The sequence below is a fragment of the Paenibacillus methanolicus genome, assembly GCF_008124765.1.
Taxonomy (GTDB): domain Bacteria; phylum Bacillota; class Bacilli; order Paenibacillales; family Paenibacillaceae; genus Paenibacillus_Z; species Paenibacillus_Z methanolicus.
In genome coordinates, this window is the sequence record NZ_VNHS01000002.1 from 537,937 (window position 1) to 557,224 (window position 19,288).

The window sequence follows — 19,288 nt, forward strand, 5'->3', positions numbered from 1 at the left end:
CTTGCCCAGTGTACCATACGCCCGCATCGCCCGCGAGCGCGCCCTTACCGCGCTTCCTTCTCCTCTTCGTCGCTCCGGTAGGCTTTCGCGTCGTCAATGCGGACGAGGACGACGTCCGTCCCGATCTTGACGATATTGCGCCAAGGGATGATCATATCGGTTCCGCCGCCGCCGAATAGGCCGAAGAACTTCGTGTAATTCGGCACGACGATGGAGTCGATGCGCCCCTGCCTAAGATCTAGCTCCAAATCGCTGATTTGACCGAGCTTGCGCCCGTCCACAATATTTATGACGTCCTTCGTTTGAAAGTCGGATATTTTCACGCGCCCGTCACCACGCTTCCATGGGGAATATCACTTACGCCCGCTTACTTTTATCATATGTTTCATTTAGGCAATATGTCCTCCCCGCAAGACAAAAAGAAAAGGCGGCATCGTCGCGGATGCCGGCCTTAAGTTCGCCCTTCCGGGCTGTTCACGTTTTGACGTGTTTCTGCATTTGCTGGATGGCCGATTTCTCGAGCCTCGATACTTGCGCCTGCGAGATGCCGATCTCGTCGGCGACCTCCATTTGCGTCTTGCCTTCGAAAAAACGCATCGATAAAATCATCTTCTCGCGTTCGTTCAGCTTGTGCATCGCTTCGCGGAGCGCGATTTCCTCGATCCAGGACACGTCTTTGTTCTTGTCGTCGCTGATTTGATCCATGACATAGATCGGGTCGCCCCCGTCGTGATAAATCGGTTCAAACAATGAGACCGGGTCTTGAATCGCATCGAGCGCAAACACGACGTCTTCCTTCGGGACGTTCAGCGCTTCGGATATTTCGAAGATCGTCGGCTCCCGGGAGTTTTTGTTCGTCAGGCTGTCTCTGACCTGCAGCGCCTTATACGCGATGTCCCGCAGGCTCCGCGATACGCGGATCGGATTGTTGTCGCGCAGGTAACGGCGGATTTCCCCGATGATCATCGGGACGGCATACGTGGAAAATTTGACGTTCTGGCTAAGGTCAAAGTTGTCGATCGCCTTCATTAAGCCGATGCAGCCGACCTGGAACAAATCATCGACGAATTCACCGCGGTTGTTGAAGCGTTGGATGACGCTGAGCACGAGTCTCAGATTGCCATTGACCAATTTCTCTCTTGCTGCCCATTCGTTTTTCGTTTGAAGCGCGGTAAACAGCTCGCGCATTTCGGCATTCGTTAGAACAGGCAGTTTCGCGGTATCCACTCCACAAATCTCGACTTTGTTTCGGGTCAACGTGATTACCTCCCAAGGAGAAACATTAATGTTCATTATCTCCCCGCCCCCCCAATTTATTCCGAACGCCAAAACGGCCTCCCGTCCATCCTAACGATGGCGGAAAGCCGTATGAACACTGTCATTGGCAGGCGTTGACCGTCTTGGCGCACCGCCTTTCTTGACAAAATAATTTCGCTCGTTCTCGCGGTTTGTGCCGGGGTCAGACCATTTTGTTAAACTCTTTGCGCAGCCGCTTAATGATCCGTTTCTCCAACCGGGAGATGTACGATTGCGAGATGCCGAGCAAATCCGCCACATCCTTCTGCGTCTTCTCCTCGCCATCGGCCAAGCCAAAGCGCAGCTCCATGATTATGCGTTCGCGTTCGGTCAGCTTATCCAGCGCCTTGTGCAGCAGCTTGCGATCGACTTCCTCCTCGATGCCCCGATAGATCGTATCGTTCTCCGTCCCGAGCACGTCGGAGAGAAGGAGCTCGTTGCCATCCCAGTCGATGTTGAGCGGTTCATCGAAAGAAACTTCCGTTCTCGTCTTGCTGTTGCGCCGTAAATACATGAGAATCTCGTTCTCGATACACCGGGAGGCGTACGTGGCCAGCTTGATCTTCTTCTCGGGATCGAACGTATTGACCGCCTTGATGAGGCCGATGGCGCCGATGGAAACAAGATCCTCAATATGAATGCCGGTATTCTCGAACTTCCGGGCGATGTAGACCACGAGCCGCAGGTTGCGTTCGATGAGCATGGCTCGGATCGCCGTATCCCCTGAAGGCAGCTTCCCCAGCAGGTATTCTTCCTCTTCCCGGGTGAGCGGCGGCGGCAGCGCTTCGCTTCCGCCAATATAATAAATTTCTTCGCTCTTCAGGCCGAATAAAAACAAAACGCGATAATAATATAACTGCAGGATCAATTTCCATTTGACGAGCATGGTGCTCCATCCCTCCCCGAAGTACTGTGGCTAAAGTGCAGACGCGCTCGGTTAACCGAGCAGTGACGGATGGATAATTGCCTGGTAGGCCCCATCTGCGACTAATTTGCCGGCATCCAGGCCGACTAACACCTTGGTCGATTCAAAGGTTTCTCCCTCGCGTTCGATGACGACTCGATCGGGTTTGAGCGCCAGCATGAATTGCGCTCCGCGGTTCACGCCCCGGAAAGGAACAAGCCGGAGCCGGTCCTGCCATTCGAACGTGTCGCCGCTCATCCGCGCAATCAGTTTATCTACCTGCGCTTCCCGGATGCCCTTCATCCAAGAAGCCGGCAAATCATCCTGCCAGAGCGATGCTTCCATGACCATGACCGGCGTCCTCGTCAGCGGCTCGTAGAGCTGGTTGCCCGTATCAATCAACCCTATGCACTGCTGTCGCCGTCCGCCGATCGTGACGGTCACGCTGGCCAGATGCTGCTGAACCAGCGCCTTCTCCTTGCGAAAGGTGATCACCGAGCGCAGCACGTAGAGCGACACGCAAGCGACGCTGAATACGAACACCGCGGCGACTTTGATTTCCGGCTGCGCCGAACCCGCCAGAAACCCAAGTACATGACGGTAACTGCTACCGGCGTCCATCAACAAGTAGTGAAGCCCGTATACCGCGCCACCCGCCGCGAAATTCACCATATAAAACGAGCCGATCAGCCGCATGAACGTCTGCAGACTGCCGAAGCCGAACGCGATAAGCAGCATGGCAAGCGAGAACAGCACCTTTACGGGAACCGAGAGCATCATGTCCAGCTGCGGGAAGAGAACGACGGCCGCATAGAGAGCGCCGCACGACGCGCCAAGCAATGTCCGCCACCACGAAGCCTTTACCCCTCGTATCCAGGCCGTCATCAGCAAAGCCCCGCCGTTAAACAACAGATTCACCATGAAATAGACGTCGATATAAACAGGAGCCAGGGCGTTCACCTTCCTGCCAAACAGGCCCTAGGTTGCCGCTTCTAATCCACGCTATGAAGGTGGGGCGGCTTGTGTCTAGTATAGTTAAAGCCTATTACAATGTCTGTCTAAACATGCCGTCAGGAGCGATCTTTTTTTGTCGAGGTAGAAGCTCGCGATATCGTCGGCGGCTGGACAAGCAGCAACGGCGCAATCCCTCTGACTTCGCGGCGTCCGCATGCACTGGGGTTGGTTGACGTCTTGTACGTCCGGCGCTCGGATCGTGTCTGACCCTCTCGAAACGAGCGATTCCACTCCCGATAATCTGACAGACGGCCGCGCGAATACGAGCCTGGCGCGTATCTTGAACCGATGTTTACGCGCTTGTCTTGCTAGATTCTCTCAAAGACCGGGCACGATCGCGGAACGCAAAAACGCTCCCTCTTAAGAGGGAGCGTTCATCTTATCTCGCTATGCGGCAAGCATGCTGCAGATTCTATTCTTAGCGGTCGTTGTTGCGGCGGTTGCGCAGGAACGCCGGGATGTCCAGCTGATCGCTCGATACGGAGCCGCTGCCGCTGAACGGCTTCGGCGCCGCGGAACCTGCGGACGCGCCGCGAGGATCCGCGGCCGGTTCGGCTGCAGGCTGAGCGCCTGGAGCGCGGCGGATCGGAGCCGCGTTGCGGTGCTCGAAGCCGGTTGCGATAACCGTTACTTTAATATCTTCTTTCAAGTTCTCGTCGATGCTCGCGCCGAAGATCATGTTGACTTCCGGATCGGAAGCGGAGATGACGATCTCGGCCGCTTCGTTAACTTCATACAACGACAAATTCGCACCGCCCGTGATGTTCATGATGATGCCGCGCGCGCCGTCGATGGATGTCTCGAGGAGCGGACTCTGGATCGCTTTGCGCGCCGCTTCCGCCGCGCGGTTCTCGCCGGTCGCCGAACCGATGCCCATCAGGGCCGAGCCGCGCTCGGTCATGATCGTCTTGACGTCCGCAAAGTCCAGGTTGATGAGACCCGGCACGGCGATCAAGTCGGAAATGCCTTGTACCGCTTGACGAAGCACGTTGTCCGCTTCGCGGAACGCTTCGAGCATCGGCGTCTTCTTATCGACGATCTCAAGCAGTCGGTCATTGGGAATAACGATGAGGGTGTCGACTTTCTCCTTGAGCGCTTCGATGCCAAGCTCGGCTTGTCCGGAACGCTTGCGGCCTTCGAACGTGAACGGACGCGTAACGACGCCCACCGTAAGGGCGCCGCATTCGCGCGCGATCTCGGCGATGACCGGTGCCGCGCCGGTACCGGTGCCGCCGCCCATGCCTGCCGTTACGAATACCATGTCCGCGCCCTTCAGCGTATTGCTGATCGCTTCGCGGGATTCCTCGGCCGCCTTCTTGCCCACTTCAGGATTCGCGCCTGCTCCGAGACCCCGCGTCAGCTTATCGCCGATCTGCAGTTTCTGCTCGGAACGCGCCATGTGCAATGCCTGCGCGTCCGTATTCACCGTAATGAATTCCACGCCCTTGACGCCGTTCTCGATCATGCGGTTTACGGCGTTGCTGCCGCCGCCGCCTACACCAATGACTTTAATCTGCGCGAGCGTTTCGTTCTCAAAATCAAACTCCAACATTCTATAATTTCCCCCGATCAAATGAATTCGCTAAACATGTTTTTCAGTCGTTCGATCAATCCTGGCTTGGACGATGTGGCCGCAGCCGCCTTGCGCGGCGCACTCTTCTTAGGAGCGGCGCCCGAAGCGCGTATCCCCATATATTTGGAGACGTATTGGATAATGCCTACGCCGCTTGTGTACGCTGGGTCTCGAACGCCGATGAAATCGGGGACTGCAATACGGACCGATGATTCCAGCTCGCTTTGCGCGAGCGCCAGTGTGCCGGGCATCGAAACCGAACCGCCCGTCAGCACGTAACCGTTCACTTTATCGCCATAACCCAGCCGTCTCACTTCCATGCGGATGAGATGGAAAATCTCCTGCATCCTCGGCTCGATAATATTCGCCAAATCAACCTGCGTGAATTCTTTCTCGACATTGCTGCCCATGCGCATCACTTTGAACTTCTGATCCTCGGCCGCGTCGCCTACCATGGCGCAGCCGAATTTCAGCTTGATCTTCTCCGCGTGCTCGGTCTGCGTGCGCAAGCCGTACGAGATATCGCTGGTCACGTATTCGCCGCCGATCGGAAGCGTCGACGTCGCCGCAAGGCTCCCGCCGTCGAAGATGGCGATCGTGCAGGAGCCCGCGCCGATATCGGCCAGAACCGTGCCCATCATTTTCTCGTCCTTCGTCAAGGACATCTGACCGGAAGCGAGCGACATCAAAACGATGCCGGCGATCTTCAGGTCCGCCTTCTCGACGCAGCGGACGAGATTGTGAATGGCCGTCTTGGCGCCCGTGACGACGGTCGCCTCGACTTCGAGCCGGACGCCGATCATGCCGCTCGGATCCGAGATCCCTTCCAATCCGTCCACCAAAAATTGCTTTGGCACGAGATTGATAATTTCGCGTTCGGGAGGCAGCGCAACGACCTTCGCGGCTTGAAGCACCCGCTCGATGTCGTCATCGCCAATTTCCCGATCCTCATTCGACACCGCCACTACGCCATGGTTCGTCTGAAGTCCGATATGATTCCCTTGAATGCCCACGTATACGTCGCTTATCTCAATGCCGACCATGCGCTCGGCGTGCTCTATCGCGTTGCGAATCGATTGCACGGTCTGGTCAATATCAACGATTGCGCCCTTTCGAATACCTTCCGAGTCGGCAGATCCAACTCCGATGATATTAATGGAACCGTTCGTCACTTCCCCAATAATAGCCCGAACCTTGGATGTACCGATGTCCAAACTGACGATGATGTCGTTGCTGCTCAACCCGCGGCACCTCCGTTTCAACTAATGGATTTCTTTGCCTGTTTCATACTTATTGTAAAGTTTATATGAGCGCATTAGATCTGCTTTCAACCATATTCAACGCGTTTTATATTTTCCCTCTTTTTTCTACATTTTTTTCGGCTCGCGTAAATATTTCCAGTCCGGGAAAACTCTCTGCCGGGCGGGTTGAAAACGAATGCATGATCAGGTCCGCGTAAACTAGCATAACTAAAATTCTATCATTCTTTAGGGCTATTGAGTAGTCTCTTTTTGGTCCGAATCCTCATTTTCCGGCGTTTCCGGATCGAAAGAGACATAACTATCCGCCAGCAGCATCGTCACGACGCCGGGGTTTTGCGACTCCACGACGGCGTTCAGCGTGCCGATTTTATCTTTCAGCAGCGATACCGCCGTGATGACTTCGAAACGGCTGCGGGTGTAAATCTTAATCCGATCCGGATAGGCCTTGGAAGGGAGCGGAATGATCTCCGAGAGGTCGGACAGTTGCTCGGCAGGAATTTGCGCCAGCGCAATCCCTAATTTGCCCTTGATCGCGTCATCGTCCTTCCAGCCGGTGAGCACCGGTTTGTCGACAACGTTGTCGGATCCTGCGGAAATGCTCGTCCCGTTCGACAAAATCGCGGTCAGATTTCCCTTGGCGGACAACTCGTAGGCGACAGCCGGATGCTCCGTGACCGAAATATGGACGCGCCCCGGGAACGACTTCGTCACCTTGACGTCTTTAACGGAGGATAATGCTTTCACGCGGCCTGCGATCGTGCTCTCCCGGGTACCGAAGAACGCGTCGCCCGCCTTCACGCCGGCCGTCTCCAGAATGGTAGTCTGCGGATTGAAACGCGCGCCTTCCACGGTCACTTCCGATATTTTGCTAATGGAGGAATTAAAAAACAGGACGCTTAATATAACAATAAAAAGCAGCACTAGCACGGTCAAAAGCTTCTTGCCCGCGCCGCGCCTGCGGATGGGCTCTTTCAGAACCGGTATTTTCTCTTGCATGGCTTGTCCTCTTTTCGCGGGAACGGAAACGGCCGAAAAGCGCCTGCGCCGCCCCCCGTCTCCGGGAGGCGGCAGCGTCTTCCCTGCCGGCCGCGATTATTCGTTTAGTGAACGGACCGCTTTGGGCAGTACCGGGTTATTCGCAATCGCCTTCGCGCGCGTAATTCGGGCACCTAGCTGCTGAAGCATCGTCTCGATGCCGTCGTAGCCGCGGTCGATATGATGGATCTGTTCGACGACCGTCTTTCCTTGCGCGGCCAGCCCCGCGATAACGAGCGCGGCTCCGGCCCTCAAGTCGGTCGCTTCCACCGTCGCGCCGTACAGGCGAGGCACTCCGCGGATAATGGCCGCATTCAGATCGACACGGATATCCGCTCCCATGCGGGCGAGTTCGTCAACATGCTTGAAACGGCCTTCGAAGATCGTCTCCTTCATCACGCTGACGCCGTCTGCCAGCGCCAAGAGCACCATGACCTGAGACTGCAGATCGGTCGGGAACGCCGGATACGGGCTCGTCACGACCCGGTCGATCGACCTTGGCCGGCTCGCGCTTCCTACCCTGATTATATCACCGTCGACCTCGATTTGAACACCTGCGCGCCGCAGCACATGGATGAGCGAGGTCAGATGGGCGGGGTACGTATTACGAAGCGTTACGCTTCCCTTCGTCGCTGCCGCAGCCACCATGATCGTGCCCGTCACGATCCGGTCGGGAATGACGGTATAGCGGCATGGGGTAAGCTTATCGACGCCTTCCACCGTAATGGTGTCCGTTCCGGCGCCGATTACTTTGGCCCCCATCGCGTTAAGGAACCGCTGCAGATCTTGAATTTCCGGCTCGCGCGCGGCGTTCGTAATCGTCGTCACGCCATCGGCCAGCACGGCGGCCATCATGATGTTCTCCGTCGCCCCGACGCTCGGGAAGTCCAGATGCACGTCGGCTCCCTTCAAACGTTTGGCGTAACAGACGATTCGGCTGCCCTCTTCTACGATCTCGGCGCCGAGCGCAATCAGTCCCTGCAAATGCAGGTCGATTTTGCGTTCGCCGATCGCGCAGCCCCCTGGCTGATAGATCGTCACTTCGCCGTAGCGGGCAAGCAGCGGCCCCATTAGAAAAATAGAGGAGCGCATTTGCCGCATTAACGTCTCCGGAATATGCGAGGAACTCGCCCCCGACGTATCCAGCGTGACCGTCTGGTTCTCGTGCTCCGCCCTGCATCCGAGATCGCGCAGAATGTTAAGCATCACTTCGATGTCGAGCAAGCGCGGTACTTGATCGATCGTTACTTTCCCTTCTACCAGCATGCTGGCAGCCAAAATCGGCAAAGCGGCATTCTTCGCCCCTTGGATTGCAATGGATCCTGACAGGGGTCTCCCGCCTTCAATCACCAATTTGTCCAATTTATCACCTCCGAGTTACCGCTCACCCACCACCAATACTTCAGGTTTTAGTTGAATGCCGTAACGGTCTTCAACCGTGGACTGAACTTTCGCGATGAGGGTGAGAACGTCCTCGGCCGTCGCTTTCCCGATATTGACGATGAAATTGGCATGCTGCGTGGATACTTCGGCTCCGCCGACGCGGAAGCCCTTGAGCCCCGCCTCTTCGATCAACCTTGCGGCATGGTCGCCCGGCGGATTGCGGAACACGCTTCCCGCGCTGGGCAGCTGCAGCGGCTGCGTGCGGCGCCGGCGATCCTTATGCGCGGCCAGTGCCGCGGCGATCTCCTTGCGGTCGCCAAGCGCCAGCTTGAACGTCGCCGAGACGACGATTCCCGGCTGCTCCTGAAGCACCGTGTGGCGATAGGAGAACTTCATGTTCTCCGCTCCGTAATGCACCAATTCCCCTGTCTCGAGCACGATATCGGCCGATTGAAAGATACGTGACACATCCGACCCGTGAGCTCCCGCATTCATATAAACGGCACCGCCTACCGACCCTGGAATCCCCCCTGCAAATTCCAGGCCCGATAATCCCTCTTTGCCCGCCAAGACGGACAATTTGATGAAGGAATATGCGGCTCCCGCATGAACCAGCGTTCCATCGAACTTCGCATAATCGAATTCTCTGCCCGGCTGGATGACGACCCCGCGGATCCCCTTATCGCTGACGAGCATATTGGAGCCTCTTCCGAGGTTGGTCCATGTCATGCCGTGTTTGCGCAGCAGACTGATGACCCGAATCAGCTGCTCCGTCGTGTGCGGAACGATGAGCACGTCGGCCGGCCCGCCGATTTTCCACGTCGTGTAGCTGGCCAGCGGTTTATTGAAATGTACGTCTCCGGCTTCCGTTTGCCCAAGTTCCGTTATGAACTGCTCCATCTGTCGTACCTCCTTATGCTCCGGCGATTGTCGCGAGGACTTCGCGAATCGTCCACCCAAGGCGGAAGGCGCCAACTTCCGAAGCGGCCCCTGCCGGGTGACGGTCACGATTATGGAGTATTCTATGCCCTCTCACACGGGTGTGTGACAATCGCCCATTTCCGTTGCTTTTCGTATATTCGCCAACTTGCGAATCTCGCTGACGAGAAGCGCGGCCGAGCGCGGCTCGCCCATATTCAGGGCTGCCGCGCCCATGCGCGCCATCCGCTCGCCATCCTGAAGAAGGGCTTGCAAACGCGAGAACAGGCCCGCCCCCGTCAACTCCCATTCGGCGATCATTTCGGCGGCCCCCGCTTCGACCAAACTGCTGGCGTTCGCGATTTGGCGATGATTCGCCGAGTTCGGCGACGGGACCAGAATGGCCGGAATGCCGAGCGCCGTAAGCTCCGCCAGCGCAGAAGCGCCCGACCGGCATACGGCAATCGTCGTCGCCGCCAGCACGTCGGGCATATTATGCAAATACGGCTGCACGTGGATGTAGTTGGATAGGGCTGGCAGCACCTTTTTCATCCGCGCCATCGTGCCGTCGTAATAGCTTTCTCCCGTTACAAATACAAAATGGACGTTCGGCAGCCGCTGCAGCAGCGGCGCCATGTCCACCATCGCGTCGTTGATCGCCTTCGATCCCCGGCTACCTCCATATATGAGCGCGATTACGCTCCCGTATGGAATGCCGAGCGAAGCGTATCCTTTGTTGCGGTTCGCGCGCAGCACGTTCGCCGCGCAGGGATTACCGGCGGCCAGCACCCTGCGCGCGCGCTTGAACGAATCCGCCGAATCCTTGAAGCTGACCGCCACCACGTCCGCATACCGGGATAATGCGGCATTCGCGCGTCCCGGAGCGGCGTTCTGCTCATGAAGAAGCGTCGGAATGCCTAGTTTGGCCGCGGCATAAACGACCGGGCCGCTCACGGAGCCGCCCGTACCGACAACCACGTCCGGCTTGAAGTCGAGCAGCAGCGTTTTGGAACGTCTTACGCCGCGGATGAACCTGATAATGCCTCGCACGTGATCAAACGAAATCCTCCGTCCGACGCGCACGATGTCCAACGTCTCGAACCGCATAGGCGCGGGCGGCACGATGGCGGCCTCCGCGCCAGTCTTCGAACCTATGTATAAAATTTCGCTGCCCCGCTCCTCTTCCAGCAGCTGTCTGCCGATCGCGAGCGCCGGATAGACATGAGCGCCGCTCCCTCCGCCGGTCAGTACGATTCGCATCCGCTTTGCGTCACCTCGAGTATCGGGAAATGTTGAGCAGAATGCCCAGCGCCGTGAGCAGCAGCGTCAGCGAGGAACCGCCGTAGCTGACGAGCGGCAGCGTTATGCCGGTAACCGGCATCATACCTATGACGACGCCGACGTTAATAAAGACTTGCACCGCGATAATCCCGACGATGCCGACGGCAAGCAGGCTGCCGAACGAGTCGGGCGCGGCCATGGCCGTGCGCATCCCCCGCCAGACGAGAATCGCGAACAGCAGGATGATCGTCGCCCCGCCGATAAAACCCAATTCCTCGGCCACGATCGCGAAGATGAAGTCCGTCTGCGGCTCGGGCAAGTAGCTGAACTTCTGACGGCTCATCCCAAGCCCCAATCCGACCAAGCCGCCGGGACCGATTGCATATAAAGATTGGATGATCTGGTATCCGGTTCCCAGGGGGTCGGACCAGGGATCCAAGAAGCCGGTTATCCGCTTCATGCGATACGGCGCCGCCAGAATAAGTCCGACAAGGCCTACGACGCCAACCATCGCGAGCGATCCCAAATGCCGCGTACGCGCGCCCGACGTGTAGATGACGATGAGCGTCGCCCCGACCATGACAGCGGCGGACCCTAAGTCCGGCTGCATCATGATCAAGCCGAACGCAAGACCGAGAATGCCGAGCGGCGGCAGCAGTCCTTTCGTAAAACTGGTCACCACCTGCTGTCGTTCGGACAGGAGCTTGGCCATGAACAGCACCATTGCGAGCTTCATGAACTCCGACGGCTGAATGCCGAACGAGCTGATGCCCAGCCAGCTTCGCGCTCCGCCGCGCACGACGCCGACGCCCGGTATGAGGACGATGACGAGCAGGCCGAAGCATACGAGCAGGCCGAGCTTCGCCCACTTCTTCCACACCCAATAATCGGCGTTCATCGTCAGGAACATGGCGCCGATACCGAGAACCGCGAATAGCGACTGCCGCTTGACATAATAGAACCGGTCGCCGAACTCGTGGAAGGCGAGCACCGCGCTCGCGCTATAGACCATGACCAGTCCAAGCGCGAGAATTAGAAAAATGGAGACGATCATCCAGACGTCCGGTGCGGACCTGGCTTTTGCCATAGCGCAAACACCTCTGCAAGCGTAAGTAGGGACAAGCCCCCTACTTACAACGTATGCGCCGTTTGTTTAAAAATGCGCCCCCGGATCTCGTAAGATTGAAACATATCCCAGCTGGCGCAGGCCGGGGAAAGCAGCACGATATCCCCGGGCTGCGCCATGGAGGCGGCCTCGCGCACCGCAAAGCGCAGCGTGGCTTCGGCGTCCTCATCAGGTTCGACGATTTTGACTGCCGATAAACCCGCGAGCTCCGCGGCTTGCGCGATTTTGCCCCTCGTCTCTCCAAGCGCGACGACGCCCTTCACCTGCGTCTGCAAATGCGGCACCAACTCCGCATAGTCCGAGCCGCGGTCGAGTCCGCCCGCGATCAGCACGATATTTCCCGGGAAAGAATGCAGGGAGATGATCGTCGCCGCCGCGTTGGTTGCCTTGGAGTTATTGTAGAACTTCACGCCGTTCTTCTCCGTCACGAATTCGAGCCGGTGCTCGACGCCGCGGAAGCCGCGCAGCGGGGATGCCAGCAGATCCGGCTCCGCGCCGGCCGCGATGCACGCCGCGACGGCGGCTACCGCGTTGGCCGCGTTATGCCTGCCCGGAATGCCGAGCTCTTCGACATTGATAATCGTTTGGTCTCCGCCGGTTTGGTCGACATAGCGAATGACTCGCTTCTCGTCGCCAGCCGAATCGGCCAGCTCGGACGGGAACGGCGGATCGACGAACACGCCGTAATCCAGACGTTGCGTGACCGAGAACGGAAGCACGCGCGCGCGAAGCGTGCCGCTCGCCATCAATTGCCGGCATACCGGGTCGTCGGCGTTCAACACCGCCGTGTCCTTGAAGGTCTGGTTCGCGAACAGCTTCGCTTTGGAAGCCACGTAGTCGTCCATGTCGCCGTGGTAGTCCAAATGCGTCTCGGAGACGTTGAGCAGCACCGCGACGTGCGGGCGGAACGCCTGCGTGCCCTTCAGCTGGAACGAGCTCAGCTCGGCGACGATCCAGTCGTCCGGCCGCGCGGACAACGCGACCTCGCTAAGCGGCGTCCCGATGTTGCCCGCGACGATCGCGTTCATGTCGCACGCCTCCAGCATGTCGCCGATCCACGTCGTCGTCGTTGTTTTTCCGTTCGAGCCGGTTATGCCGATCAGCTGCGCGGATGAGAGTAAATAAGCGACCTCCACCTCAGTCACGACGTCAAGCCCGAGGGCGAGCGCCTGCTTGACGGGCGGCGCGGTGTACGGGATGCCCGGATTTTTCACGACGAGCGCCGTCTCCGCCGTGATCAGGTCGCCCGGATGTCCCCCGCATAGAACAGAAACACCCAAAGCGTCCAGCTCGTCCGCTTCGGGGCATAATTGGCGTTCCTTTTGATCGTTGACCGTGACAATTGCGCCTAATTTATGAAAAAGCTTGGCGACGCTGACGCCGCTCTTGGCCAAACCCAGCACGACGACGCGCCGGCCTTTGTACGCGGAAGGATGTTCCATGATGTACCCCCAACTCTTCGACATAATTTATCTCTGATACGTAAAAGCAAAGAGGCCCCGGGACGTAAAGGACAGACTCCTTTACCTATTCACCCGCCGCGCCTCTTCGCGAAACAGCTTAACCCCTTATCTGCCGAGCAAGACGCCGATAAGCGCCAGCACGATGCCGACCGCCCAGAACGTCGTCACGACCCGCCATTCGTTCCAGCCCGAAAGCTCGAAATGATGATGGATAGGGCTCATTTTGAAAATCCGCTTGCCGCGCAGCTTGAACGAGCCGACCTGCAGGATGACCGACAGCATCTCGACGACGAACACGCCGCCGATAATGACGAGCAGAAACTCGGTTTTGGTCAAAATGGCCACGGCCGCCATGCCGCCCCCGATGCCGAGGGAGCCGGTGTCTCCCATGAACACTTTCGCCGGGTGCGCGTTAAAGACGAGAAAACCGAGAAGACCGCCGATCATCGCCGCCGAGAACACGGCCGACTCGTGCTCGCTCGCATGCATCGCCAGCAGCGTGAAGGCGCCGAACGCCACCGCGCCGGTGCCGGCCAGCAATCCGTCGACGCCGTCCGTGAAGTTAACGGCGTTCGTCGTGCCGAACAGCATGATGACGACGAGCACGTAATACAGCCAGCCCAGCTCGATCATCGTATCGGTCCCCGGGATCGAGACCGCCGTGCTGTGGTGCATCTGGATCAGCAGGACGCATACGATGATGGCGAATACAAGCTGTCCGATCAGTTTCTGCAGCGCGGTTAGGCCGAGCGAGCGTTTGAACACGATCTTGATATAATCGTCGAGAAAACCGACGAGCCCGAAGCCGAGCGAAGAGACGAGCAGCACCCAGAACTCCGCGGTTTTGTCGGAAAACTTCAGGAAAGCAAGCAGAACGGCCAGCATGATGATGATGCCGCCCATCGTCGGCGTCCCTTTCTTCTTCAAGTGGCTCTGGGGACCGTCCGTCCGGATTTGCTGGCCGAACTTCATTCTTCTCAGCAACGGGATGAACAAAGGTCCGAGCAGAACCGCAAGCAAGAATGAAGCGCCGATTGACAGTAGAATGACCTTGATGTCCATGACTTGATTCTCACCTCTTATCCGCGCTGCAGCGCATGTACGACTACTTCCATGCGCATGCCGCGCGACCCTTTCACTAGTACGAGATCTTCCGGCGCAAGCCTATCGAGCAGCCATCCGATCAGTTCGTCCTTCGATTCGAACGCGCGCACGGCGCCGTCCTGCCCGAGGTTGCGCGAAGCGGCCGCTGCCGTGTGTTTCGATAACGGGCCGAACGTCAGCACCCGGTCGGCCTTGGCCGCCGTGACGTAGTCGCCGATGCCGGCATGCAGCGCCTCTTCTTCCGGTCCAAGCTCGAGCATGTCGCCAAGCACGAGCCACTTCCGGCGGTACCCGGACAGTTGGGCAACCAGATCGATAGCAGCGCGTACCGCCGTCGGGTTCGCATTGTATGCGTCGCTAAGCACAAGCGCGTTGTTATAGGCGCGCACCGGCTCGATTCGCATGCCCGTTAGCGACAATGCCGCTAAACTGTCCGCAATCCGCTCGGCGGGCACGCCAAGATGAAGGCCGGCGGCGATAGCCGCCAGCGCGTTCGATACGTTGTGCCGGCCCGGCACCGGGATCGTAATGCCTTGGATGTTCACGCCGTTCTTGCCGGCAACATCGAACGCGGATGTGACGGCTTCCACCTGTACGCCGTCCGCCCGCCAATCGTTCGTCTGGCCGAGTCCGAACGTCTCCTTCTCGATGGATGCCGGCAAGGACGCCGCTCCCGCGTGAAGCAGCGGCTCGTCGCCGTTGAACAGAAGCAAGCCGCCTTCTCGAATGCCCGCCGCGATCTCGAGCTTGGCCTTCGCGATGCCCTCGCGGGATCCTAGCTGAAGCAAGTGGGCGTCCCCGATGTTCGTAATGATGGCCACGTCCGGCCGGCCGATGCGTGTGAGCAGCTCGATCTCGCCGAATCCGCTCATCCCCATCTCGAGCACCGCTGCTTCCACGTCCTCGTCCATTGCGAGTACCGTCAGCGGCAAGCCGATATGGTTGTTATAGTTGCCGGCCGTCTTATGTACCCGGAACGTGCTCGCGAGCACGGCCGCGATCATATCTTTGGTCGTCGTTTTGCCGTTGCTGCCCGTCACGCCCACGACCCGCACGCTCAACTGCTCGCGGTAGGCGGATGCGAGGCGCTGCAGCGCTCCCAGCGTATCCTCGACCAGCACGAGCGCCGCATCCTCAAGCTCGGCCGGCACCGGTCTTGCTACCTGCCAGAAAGCGGCACTCGCCCCTGCGGACAGCGCGCCGCGGACATAATCATGCCCGTCGAAATTCTCGCCGGCAAGCGGCACGAACAACTGCCCTGCGCCGACCTTGCGGGAATCCGTGGTCACGCCGGCGATCTCCTCGCCTTGGCCGCTCTCATGGCGCAGCGTTCCGCCGCTCATGGCCGCTATATCGGCTAACGTTCGTTTTATCACTACGCAAGACTCCTTATCGCTTCTTTGGCCACTTCCCTATCGTCAAAGTCGTAATTGACGCTGCCGATTGTTTGGTAGGTTTCATGGCCTTTCCCCGCAATCAATACTACATCGTCGGGGCTGGCCATTTCAACCGCTTTTTGGATCGCCGCGCGGCGGTCTTCGACGAGCTCGTAGCGCTCGGTTGACACGGAATCGGCTTGCAAACCCGCTTCGATATCGGCCAAAATCCGCTGAGGATCTTCCGTTCTCGGATTATCCGAAGTGACGAAGGAATAGTCCGCGTAGCGCGCCGAAATCCGGCCCATGATCGGCCGCTTCGTCCGGTCGCGGTCGCCGCCGCAGCCGAATACGCAAATCACTTTGCCTACGGCGAATTCCTTCACCGCCTTCAGCACGTTCTCCAAGCCGTCCGGCGTATGCGCATAGTCGACGATGACGGCGAACGGCTGGCCAGCCTGCACCGCTTCGACTCGTCCGGGAACGCCCGGCAGCGCTTCGAGACTGGCTTGGATTTGCGCAAGCTCGACGTTCTCGAGCAGCGCGGCCGCGATCGCCGCGAGCGCGTTGTACACGTTGAACTTGCCGGCCATCTTCAGCGTGATATCGATCGACCCTTGGAACGTATCTACACGAAAGGACGTACCGTGCGCCGTGATGCGGATGTCGGACGCCCGCACGTCGGCAGGCGCGTCGACGCCGTATGTAATGACTTCCGCGGCCGTCATCTTCGCGAACGTCTCGGATGCCGCGTCGTCGGCATTGAGCACCGCGTACGCGCGTTCGCCTTCTTCCGCGCCGTATTCGTTGCCCAGTCTGCTGAACAACAGCCCCTTAGCTTGCGCGTAGCGTTCCATCGACTCATGGTAGTCGAGGTGATCCTGGGTCAGGTTCGTGAACACCGCGGTGCGGAATCTGCAGCCCTTGACGCGGCCCTGCTCCAGCGCATGGGACGACACTTCCATCGCGCAGTAATCCGTGCCGGCATCCCGCATCTCGGCCAAATAGCGCTGGAGCTCCAGCGCTTCCGGCGTCGTGCGCGCCATCGGGTGGGATTGTCCGGCGAACCGCCGCTCCACGGTGCCGATGACGCCAGGCGCATGCCCGGCGTCCTGCAGGATCCGTTCGATCAAATACGTCGTCGTCGTCTTGCCGTTCGTGCCGGTAATGCCGATCAGCTTGACCGATTGGCTCGGCCGTCCGAAGAACGCGTCGGCCAGCACCGCCATCGCAAGCCGCGCGCTCTTCACGATCAATTGCGGCACGGCCAGTTCGAGCCGCCGCTCTACGACGAGCGCCGCCGCTCCCTTCTCCACCGCCTGCGGCGCATATAGATGGCCATCCTGCGTGTGGCCGGGCAGACAGATGAAGAGATCGCCCGCCTTCACCGCGCGGGAATCGGTCTGGATGTCCATAATGTCGATATCGACGCCGCCGGTCAGCCTTGCCATCCGAAGCAAGCCCGCCAATTGTTCCAATTTCATGCTGCGTTTCCTCCTAAGCTTGGATGAGCCGGGCGCCCGGCGGCCTTCCTGCGGGAAAGCGGCCGGGCGCCGCGCGGCTGCTCCTGTTCCTTGCTATTGTTCGTTACCATTATACGCTAATTCGGATTCAATCCTTTAGTCCCCGTCTTGTGCCAAATATATCCGGATCGTCGAGCCTTGTTCCACGCGCGTCCCCGCGGCGGGCGCCTGCCGAATGACCGTATTGCCCGTTCCCGCCGAGGCGAGCGTGAAGTTCATGTTCAAGTCTTCGTAAATCTCGCTGACCGTCTTGCCGACCAGATTCGGCACGGTGACGATCGGCGGCGTCAAATCGCCATACTTGTACGTCTTCGGAATTTGCTCCGTACGCGACTTCACGCCCATGTAAGGAAGCACGTCTTCCAAAATGTTGTGCACGATCGGCGCGGCAACCACGCCGCCGAACTGGATGCCCTGCGGATTGTCGACCGCGACGTACACCACGATCTCCGGATCGTCCGCCGGCGCGAAACCGACGAACGATACGATGTGCTCGTTCGGCGAATAACGGCCGTTCACGACCTTCTGGGCGGTCCCCGTCTTGCCGCCGACGCGATAGCCGTCAAGGAACGCGTTGCGGCCGGAGCCAAGGGCGACGACGCTCTCGAGCGCTTCGCGCACTTGCGCGCTCGTCTGCTCGGAAATGACTTTGCGTACCGCTTCCGGCTTGACGGTCTCGACCGTCTCGCCCGTCTCGGGATTGATCCACGCCTTCGCCACATGCGGCTTGTATAGCGTGCCGCCGTTAATCGCCGCCGACACGGCCGTGATCTGCTGGATCGGCGTGACCGAGACGCCCTGACCGAACGCGGTCGTTGCCAGCTCCACCGGCCCGACCTGGTTTAATTTGAACATAATACCGTTCTCTTCGCCGCCCAAATCGATGCCGGTTTTCTTGCCGAAGCCAAAATCCCGAATGTATTGGAATAGCGTGTCCTTGCCTAACCGGTTGCCGAGCTCGACGAACCCCGGGTTGCAAGAATTCTGCACGACTTCCAAGAACGTCTGGCTGCCGTGCCCGCCCCGCTTCCAGCAGCGAAGCCGCGCGCCGCCGACCATGACCGCGCCCTTGTCGAAGAAAGTCTCCTTCTTCAGGTCGACCTTCCCCTCCTCGAGCGCCGCCGCGAGCGTAATAATCTTGAAGGTCGAACCGGGCTCGTACGTTTTCCAAATCGGCAAAATCCGGTTATAGACCGATGCGTCCACGTCCCGGAACTTGTCGGGCTCGAACGCCGGGCGGCTCGCCATGCCGAGAATTTCGCCGTTGTCCGGATCCATCGCGATCGCGATAATATTGTCGGCCTGCGTCTTGACCATCGCCTGGTCTAGCTCGCGTTCCATAATTGTCTGGATATGCTTGTCGATGGTCAGCTCCATGTTGAGCCCGTCCTTCGGCTTCTCGTACGTATCCGAAGAGCCAGGCATCGTCCGCCCCGCCGCGTCCGACAAGAACGCCACGTGGCCGTTCATGCCGGCCAAATATTTGTTGTACTTGGCTTCAACGCCGGTCAATCCGCCGTCATAGCCGACGATGCCCAAAATGTGAGAGGCCAAATCTTCATACGGATAATGCCGTTTGTTGTCTTCCGCCACGACGATGCCGTCCAAGTTCATGTTCTTGATTAGCTGCGCCTTCTCCGTCGAGATCTGGCGGCCGCCAGGTTGAATATTGACGATCATCGCCTTCTTCTTGAGCAGCGCGTAGACCTTCTCCTGCGTCATGCCGAGCACGCCCGCCAACTTGGCCGCCGTTCCCTTCGCATCCTTGATCTGCACCGGCAGCGCCATAATCGTCGGCGAGCTTATATTGTACGCAAGCCTGACGCCGTTTCGGTCCCAAATTTCGCCGCGCTTGGCGGTGAACGGAATTTCGCGCCGCCACGATTCCTCCGCCTTGGCCGCCAGCTCCTCGCCTTTCACCAACTGAACGTAGCTTAACCTTGCAATGAGCGCCGAGAAAGCCAATATGGATATGATCAGCGCGACAAACAACCGCCTGCGGACCGTGACATTCGAAACTTTCAACCGTA

At 58.8% G+C, this 19,288-nt stretch carries 16 protein-coding genes; all 16 read right to left on the reverse strand.

The window, feature by feature from the left end; translation table 11 throughout:
• Window positions 1-44 precede the first annotated feature (44 nt).
• A complete protein-coding gene (locus BCM02_RS07430) occupies window positions 45-323 on the reverse strand; it encodes a PRC-barrel domain-containing protein (protein WP_148928419.1) in 279 nt (92 codons plus the stop codon).
• A 151-nt stretch (window positions 324-474) separates the two neighbouring features.
• Window positions 475-1,257: an RNA polymerase sporulation sigma factor SigG gene (sigG, locus tag BCM02_RS07435; RefSeq protein ID WP_148928420.1), complete on the reverse strand. Its 783-nt coding sequence runs from the start codon at window positions 1,255-1,257 to the stop codon at window positions 475-477.
• Window positions 1,258-1,459: 202 nt separating this feature from the next.
• On the reverse strand, window positions 1,460-2,182 hold the full coding sequence (sigE, locus tag BCM02_RS07440) for an RNA polymerase sporulation sigma factor SigE (protein WP_148928421.1): 723 nt from the start codon (window positions 2,180-2,182) through the stop codon (window positions 1,460-1,462).
• A 51-nt stretch (window positions 2,183-2,233) separates the two neighbouring features.
• Window positions 2,234-3,160, reverse strand: a complete 927-nt coding sequence (spoIIGA, locus tag BCM02_RS07445) for a sigma-E processing peptidase SpoIIGA (RefSeq protein WP_148928422.1) — start codon at window positions 3,158-3,160, stop codon at window positions 2,234-2,236.
• A 472-nt stretch (window positions 3,161-3,632) separates the two neighbouring features.
• Window positions 3,633-4,766, reverse strand: a complete 1,134-nt coding sequence (gene ftsZ, locus BCM02_RS07450; protein WP_148928423.1) for a cell division protein FtsZ — start codon at window positions 4,764-4,766, stop codon at window positions 3,633-3,635.
• 17 nt (window positions 4,767-4,783) lie between these two features.
• A complete protein-coding gene (ftsA, locus tag BCM02_RS07455; protein ID WP_148928424.1) occupies window positions 4,784-6,028 on the reverse strand; it encodes a cell division protein FtsA in 1,245 nt (414 codons plus the stop codon).
• A gap of 252 nt (window positions 6,029-6,280) precedes the next feature.
• Window positions 6,281-7,045: a cell division protein FtsQ/DivIB gene (locus tag BCM02_RS07460; protein WP_148928425.1), complete on the reverse strand. Its 765-nt coding sequence runs from the start codon at window positions 7,043-7,045 to the stop codon at window positions 6,281-6,283.
• A gap of 96 nt (window positions 7,046-7,141) precedes the next feature.
• Window positions 7,142-8,446 (reverse strand): UDP-N-acetylglucosamine 1-carboxyvinyltransferase, encoded by a 1,305-nt coding sequence (gene murA / locus BCM02_RS07465; protein ID WP_148928426.1) that lies wholly within the window; start codon window positions 8,444-8,446, stop codon window positions 7,142-7,144.
• A 15-nt stretch (window positions 8,447-8,461) separates the two neighbouring features.
• On the reverse strand, window positions 8,462-9,367 hold the full coding sequence (gene murB, locus BCM02_RS07470) for a UDP-N-acetylmuramate dehydrogenase (protein WP_148928427.1): 906 nt from the start codon (window positions 9,365-9,367) through the stop codon (window positions 8,462-8,464).
• Window positions 9,368-9,499: 132 nt separating this feature from the next.
• Window positions 9,500-10,645 (reverse strand): undecaprenyldiphospho-muramoylpentapeptide beta-N-acetylglucosaminyltransferase, encoded by a 1,146-nt coding sequence (gene murG, locus BCM02_RS07475; protein WP_148928428.1) that lies wholly within the window; start codon window positions 10,643-10,645, stop codon window positions 9,500-9,502.
• A gap of 10 nt (window positions 10,646-10,655) precedes the next feature.
• On the reverse strand, window positions 10,656-11,753 hold the full coding sequence (gene spoVE / locus BCM02_RS07480) for a stage V sporulation protein E (protein WP_148928429.1): 1,098 nt from the start codon (window positions 11,751-11,753) through the stop codon (window positions 10,656-10,658).
• 44 nt (window positions 11,754-11,797) lie between these two features.
• On the reverse strand, window positions 11,798-13,234 hold the full coding sequence (murD, locus tag BCM02_RS07485; protein WP_148928430.1) for a UDP-N-acetylmuramoyl-L-alanine--D-glutamate ligase: 1,437 nt from the start codon (window positions 13,232-13,234) through the stop codon (window positions 11,798-11,800).
• Window positions 13,235-13,360: 126 nt separating this feature from the next.
• Window positions 13,361-14,317 (reverse strand): phospho-N-acetylmuramoyl-pentapeptide-transferase, encoded by a 957-nt coding sequence (gene mraY / locus BCM02_RS07490; RefSeq protein ID WP_148928431.1) that lies wholly within the window; start codon window positions 14,315-14,317, stop codon window positions 13,361-13,363.
• 17 nt (window positions 14,318-14,334) lie between these two features.
• The gene (locus tag BCM02_RS07495; RefSeq protein WP_148928432.1) at window positions 14,335-15,735 is read right to left on the reverse strand and encodes a UDP-N-acetylmuramoyl-tripeptide--D-alanyl-D-alanine ligase; all 1,401 of its coding nucleotides are present in this window, start codon (window positions 15,733-15,735) and stop codon (window positions 14,335-14,337) included.
• The gene (locus BCM02_RS07500) at window positions 15,735-17,219 is read right to left on the reverse strand and encodes a UDP-N-acetylmuramoyl-L-alanyl-D-glutamate--2,6-diaminopimelate ligase (RefSeq protein WP_148928433.1); all 1,485 of its coding nucleotides are present in this window, start codon (window positions 17,217-17,219) and stop codon (window positions 15,735-15,737) included. Before BCM02_RS07500 ends, BCM02_RS07495 begins: the two co-directional genes overlap by 1 nt.
• 135 nt (window positions 17,220-17,354) lie before the next feature.
• Entirely contained in the window at window positions 17,355-19,283 is a 1,929-nt protein-coding gene (locus BCM02_RS07505) for a stage V sporulation protein D (RefSeq protein ID WP_148928434.1), read from the reverse strand.
• Window positions 19,284-19,288: the final 5 nt, after the last annotated feature.

Excerpts from the sequence above, each read along its gene's own strand:
- sigE (WP_148928421.1), bottom strand. The coding sequence starts at position 2,182 with ATGCTCGTCAAATGGAAATTGATCCTGCAGTTATATTATTATCGCGTT.
- ftsZ (WP_148928423.1), bottom strand. The coding sequence starts at position 4,766 with ATGTTGGAGTTTGATTTTGAGAACGAAACGCTCGCGCAGATTAAAGTC.
- BCM02_RS07460 (WP_148928425.1), bottom strand. The coding sequence starts at position 7,045 with ATGCAAGAGAAAATACCGGTTCTGAAAGAGCCCATCCGCAGGCGCGGC.
- murB (WP_148928427.1), bottom strand. The coding sequence starts at position 9,367 with ATGGAGCAGTTCATAACGGAACTTGGGCAAACGGAAGCCGGAGACGTA.
- murG (WP_148928428.1), bottom strand. The coding sequence starts at position 10,645 with ATGCGAATCGTACTGACCGGCGGAGGGAGCGGCGCTCATGTCTATCCG.
- spoVE (WP_148928429.1), bottom strand. The coding sequence starts at position 11,753 with ATGGCAAAAGCCAGGTCCGCACCGGACGTCTGGATGATCGTCTCCATT.
- murD (WP_148928430.1), bottom strand. The coding sequence starts at position 13,234 with ATGGAACATCCTTCCGCGTACAAAGGCCGGCGCGTCGTCGTGCTGGGT.
- mraY (WP_148928431.1), bottom strand. The coding sequence starts at position 14,317 with ATGGACATCAAGGTCATTCTACTGTCAATCGGCGCTTCATTCTTGCTT.
- BCM02_RS07500 (WP_148928433.1), bottom strand. The coding sequence starts at position 17,219 with ATGAAATTGGAACAATTGGCGGGCTTGCTTCGGATGGCAAGGCTGACC.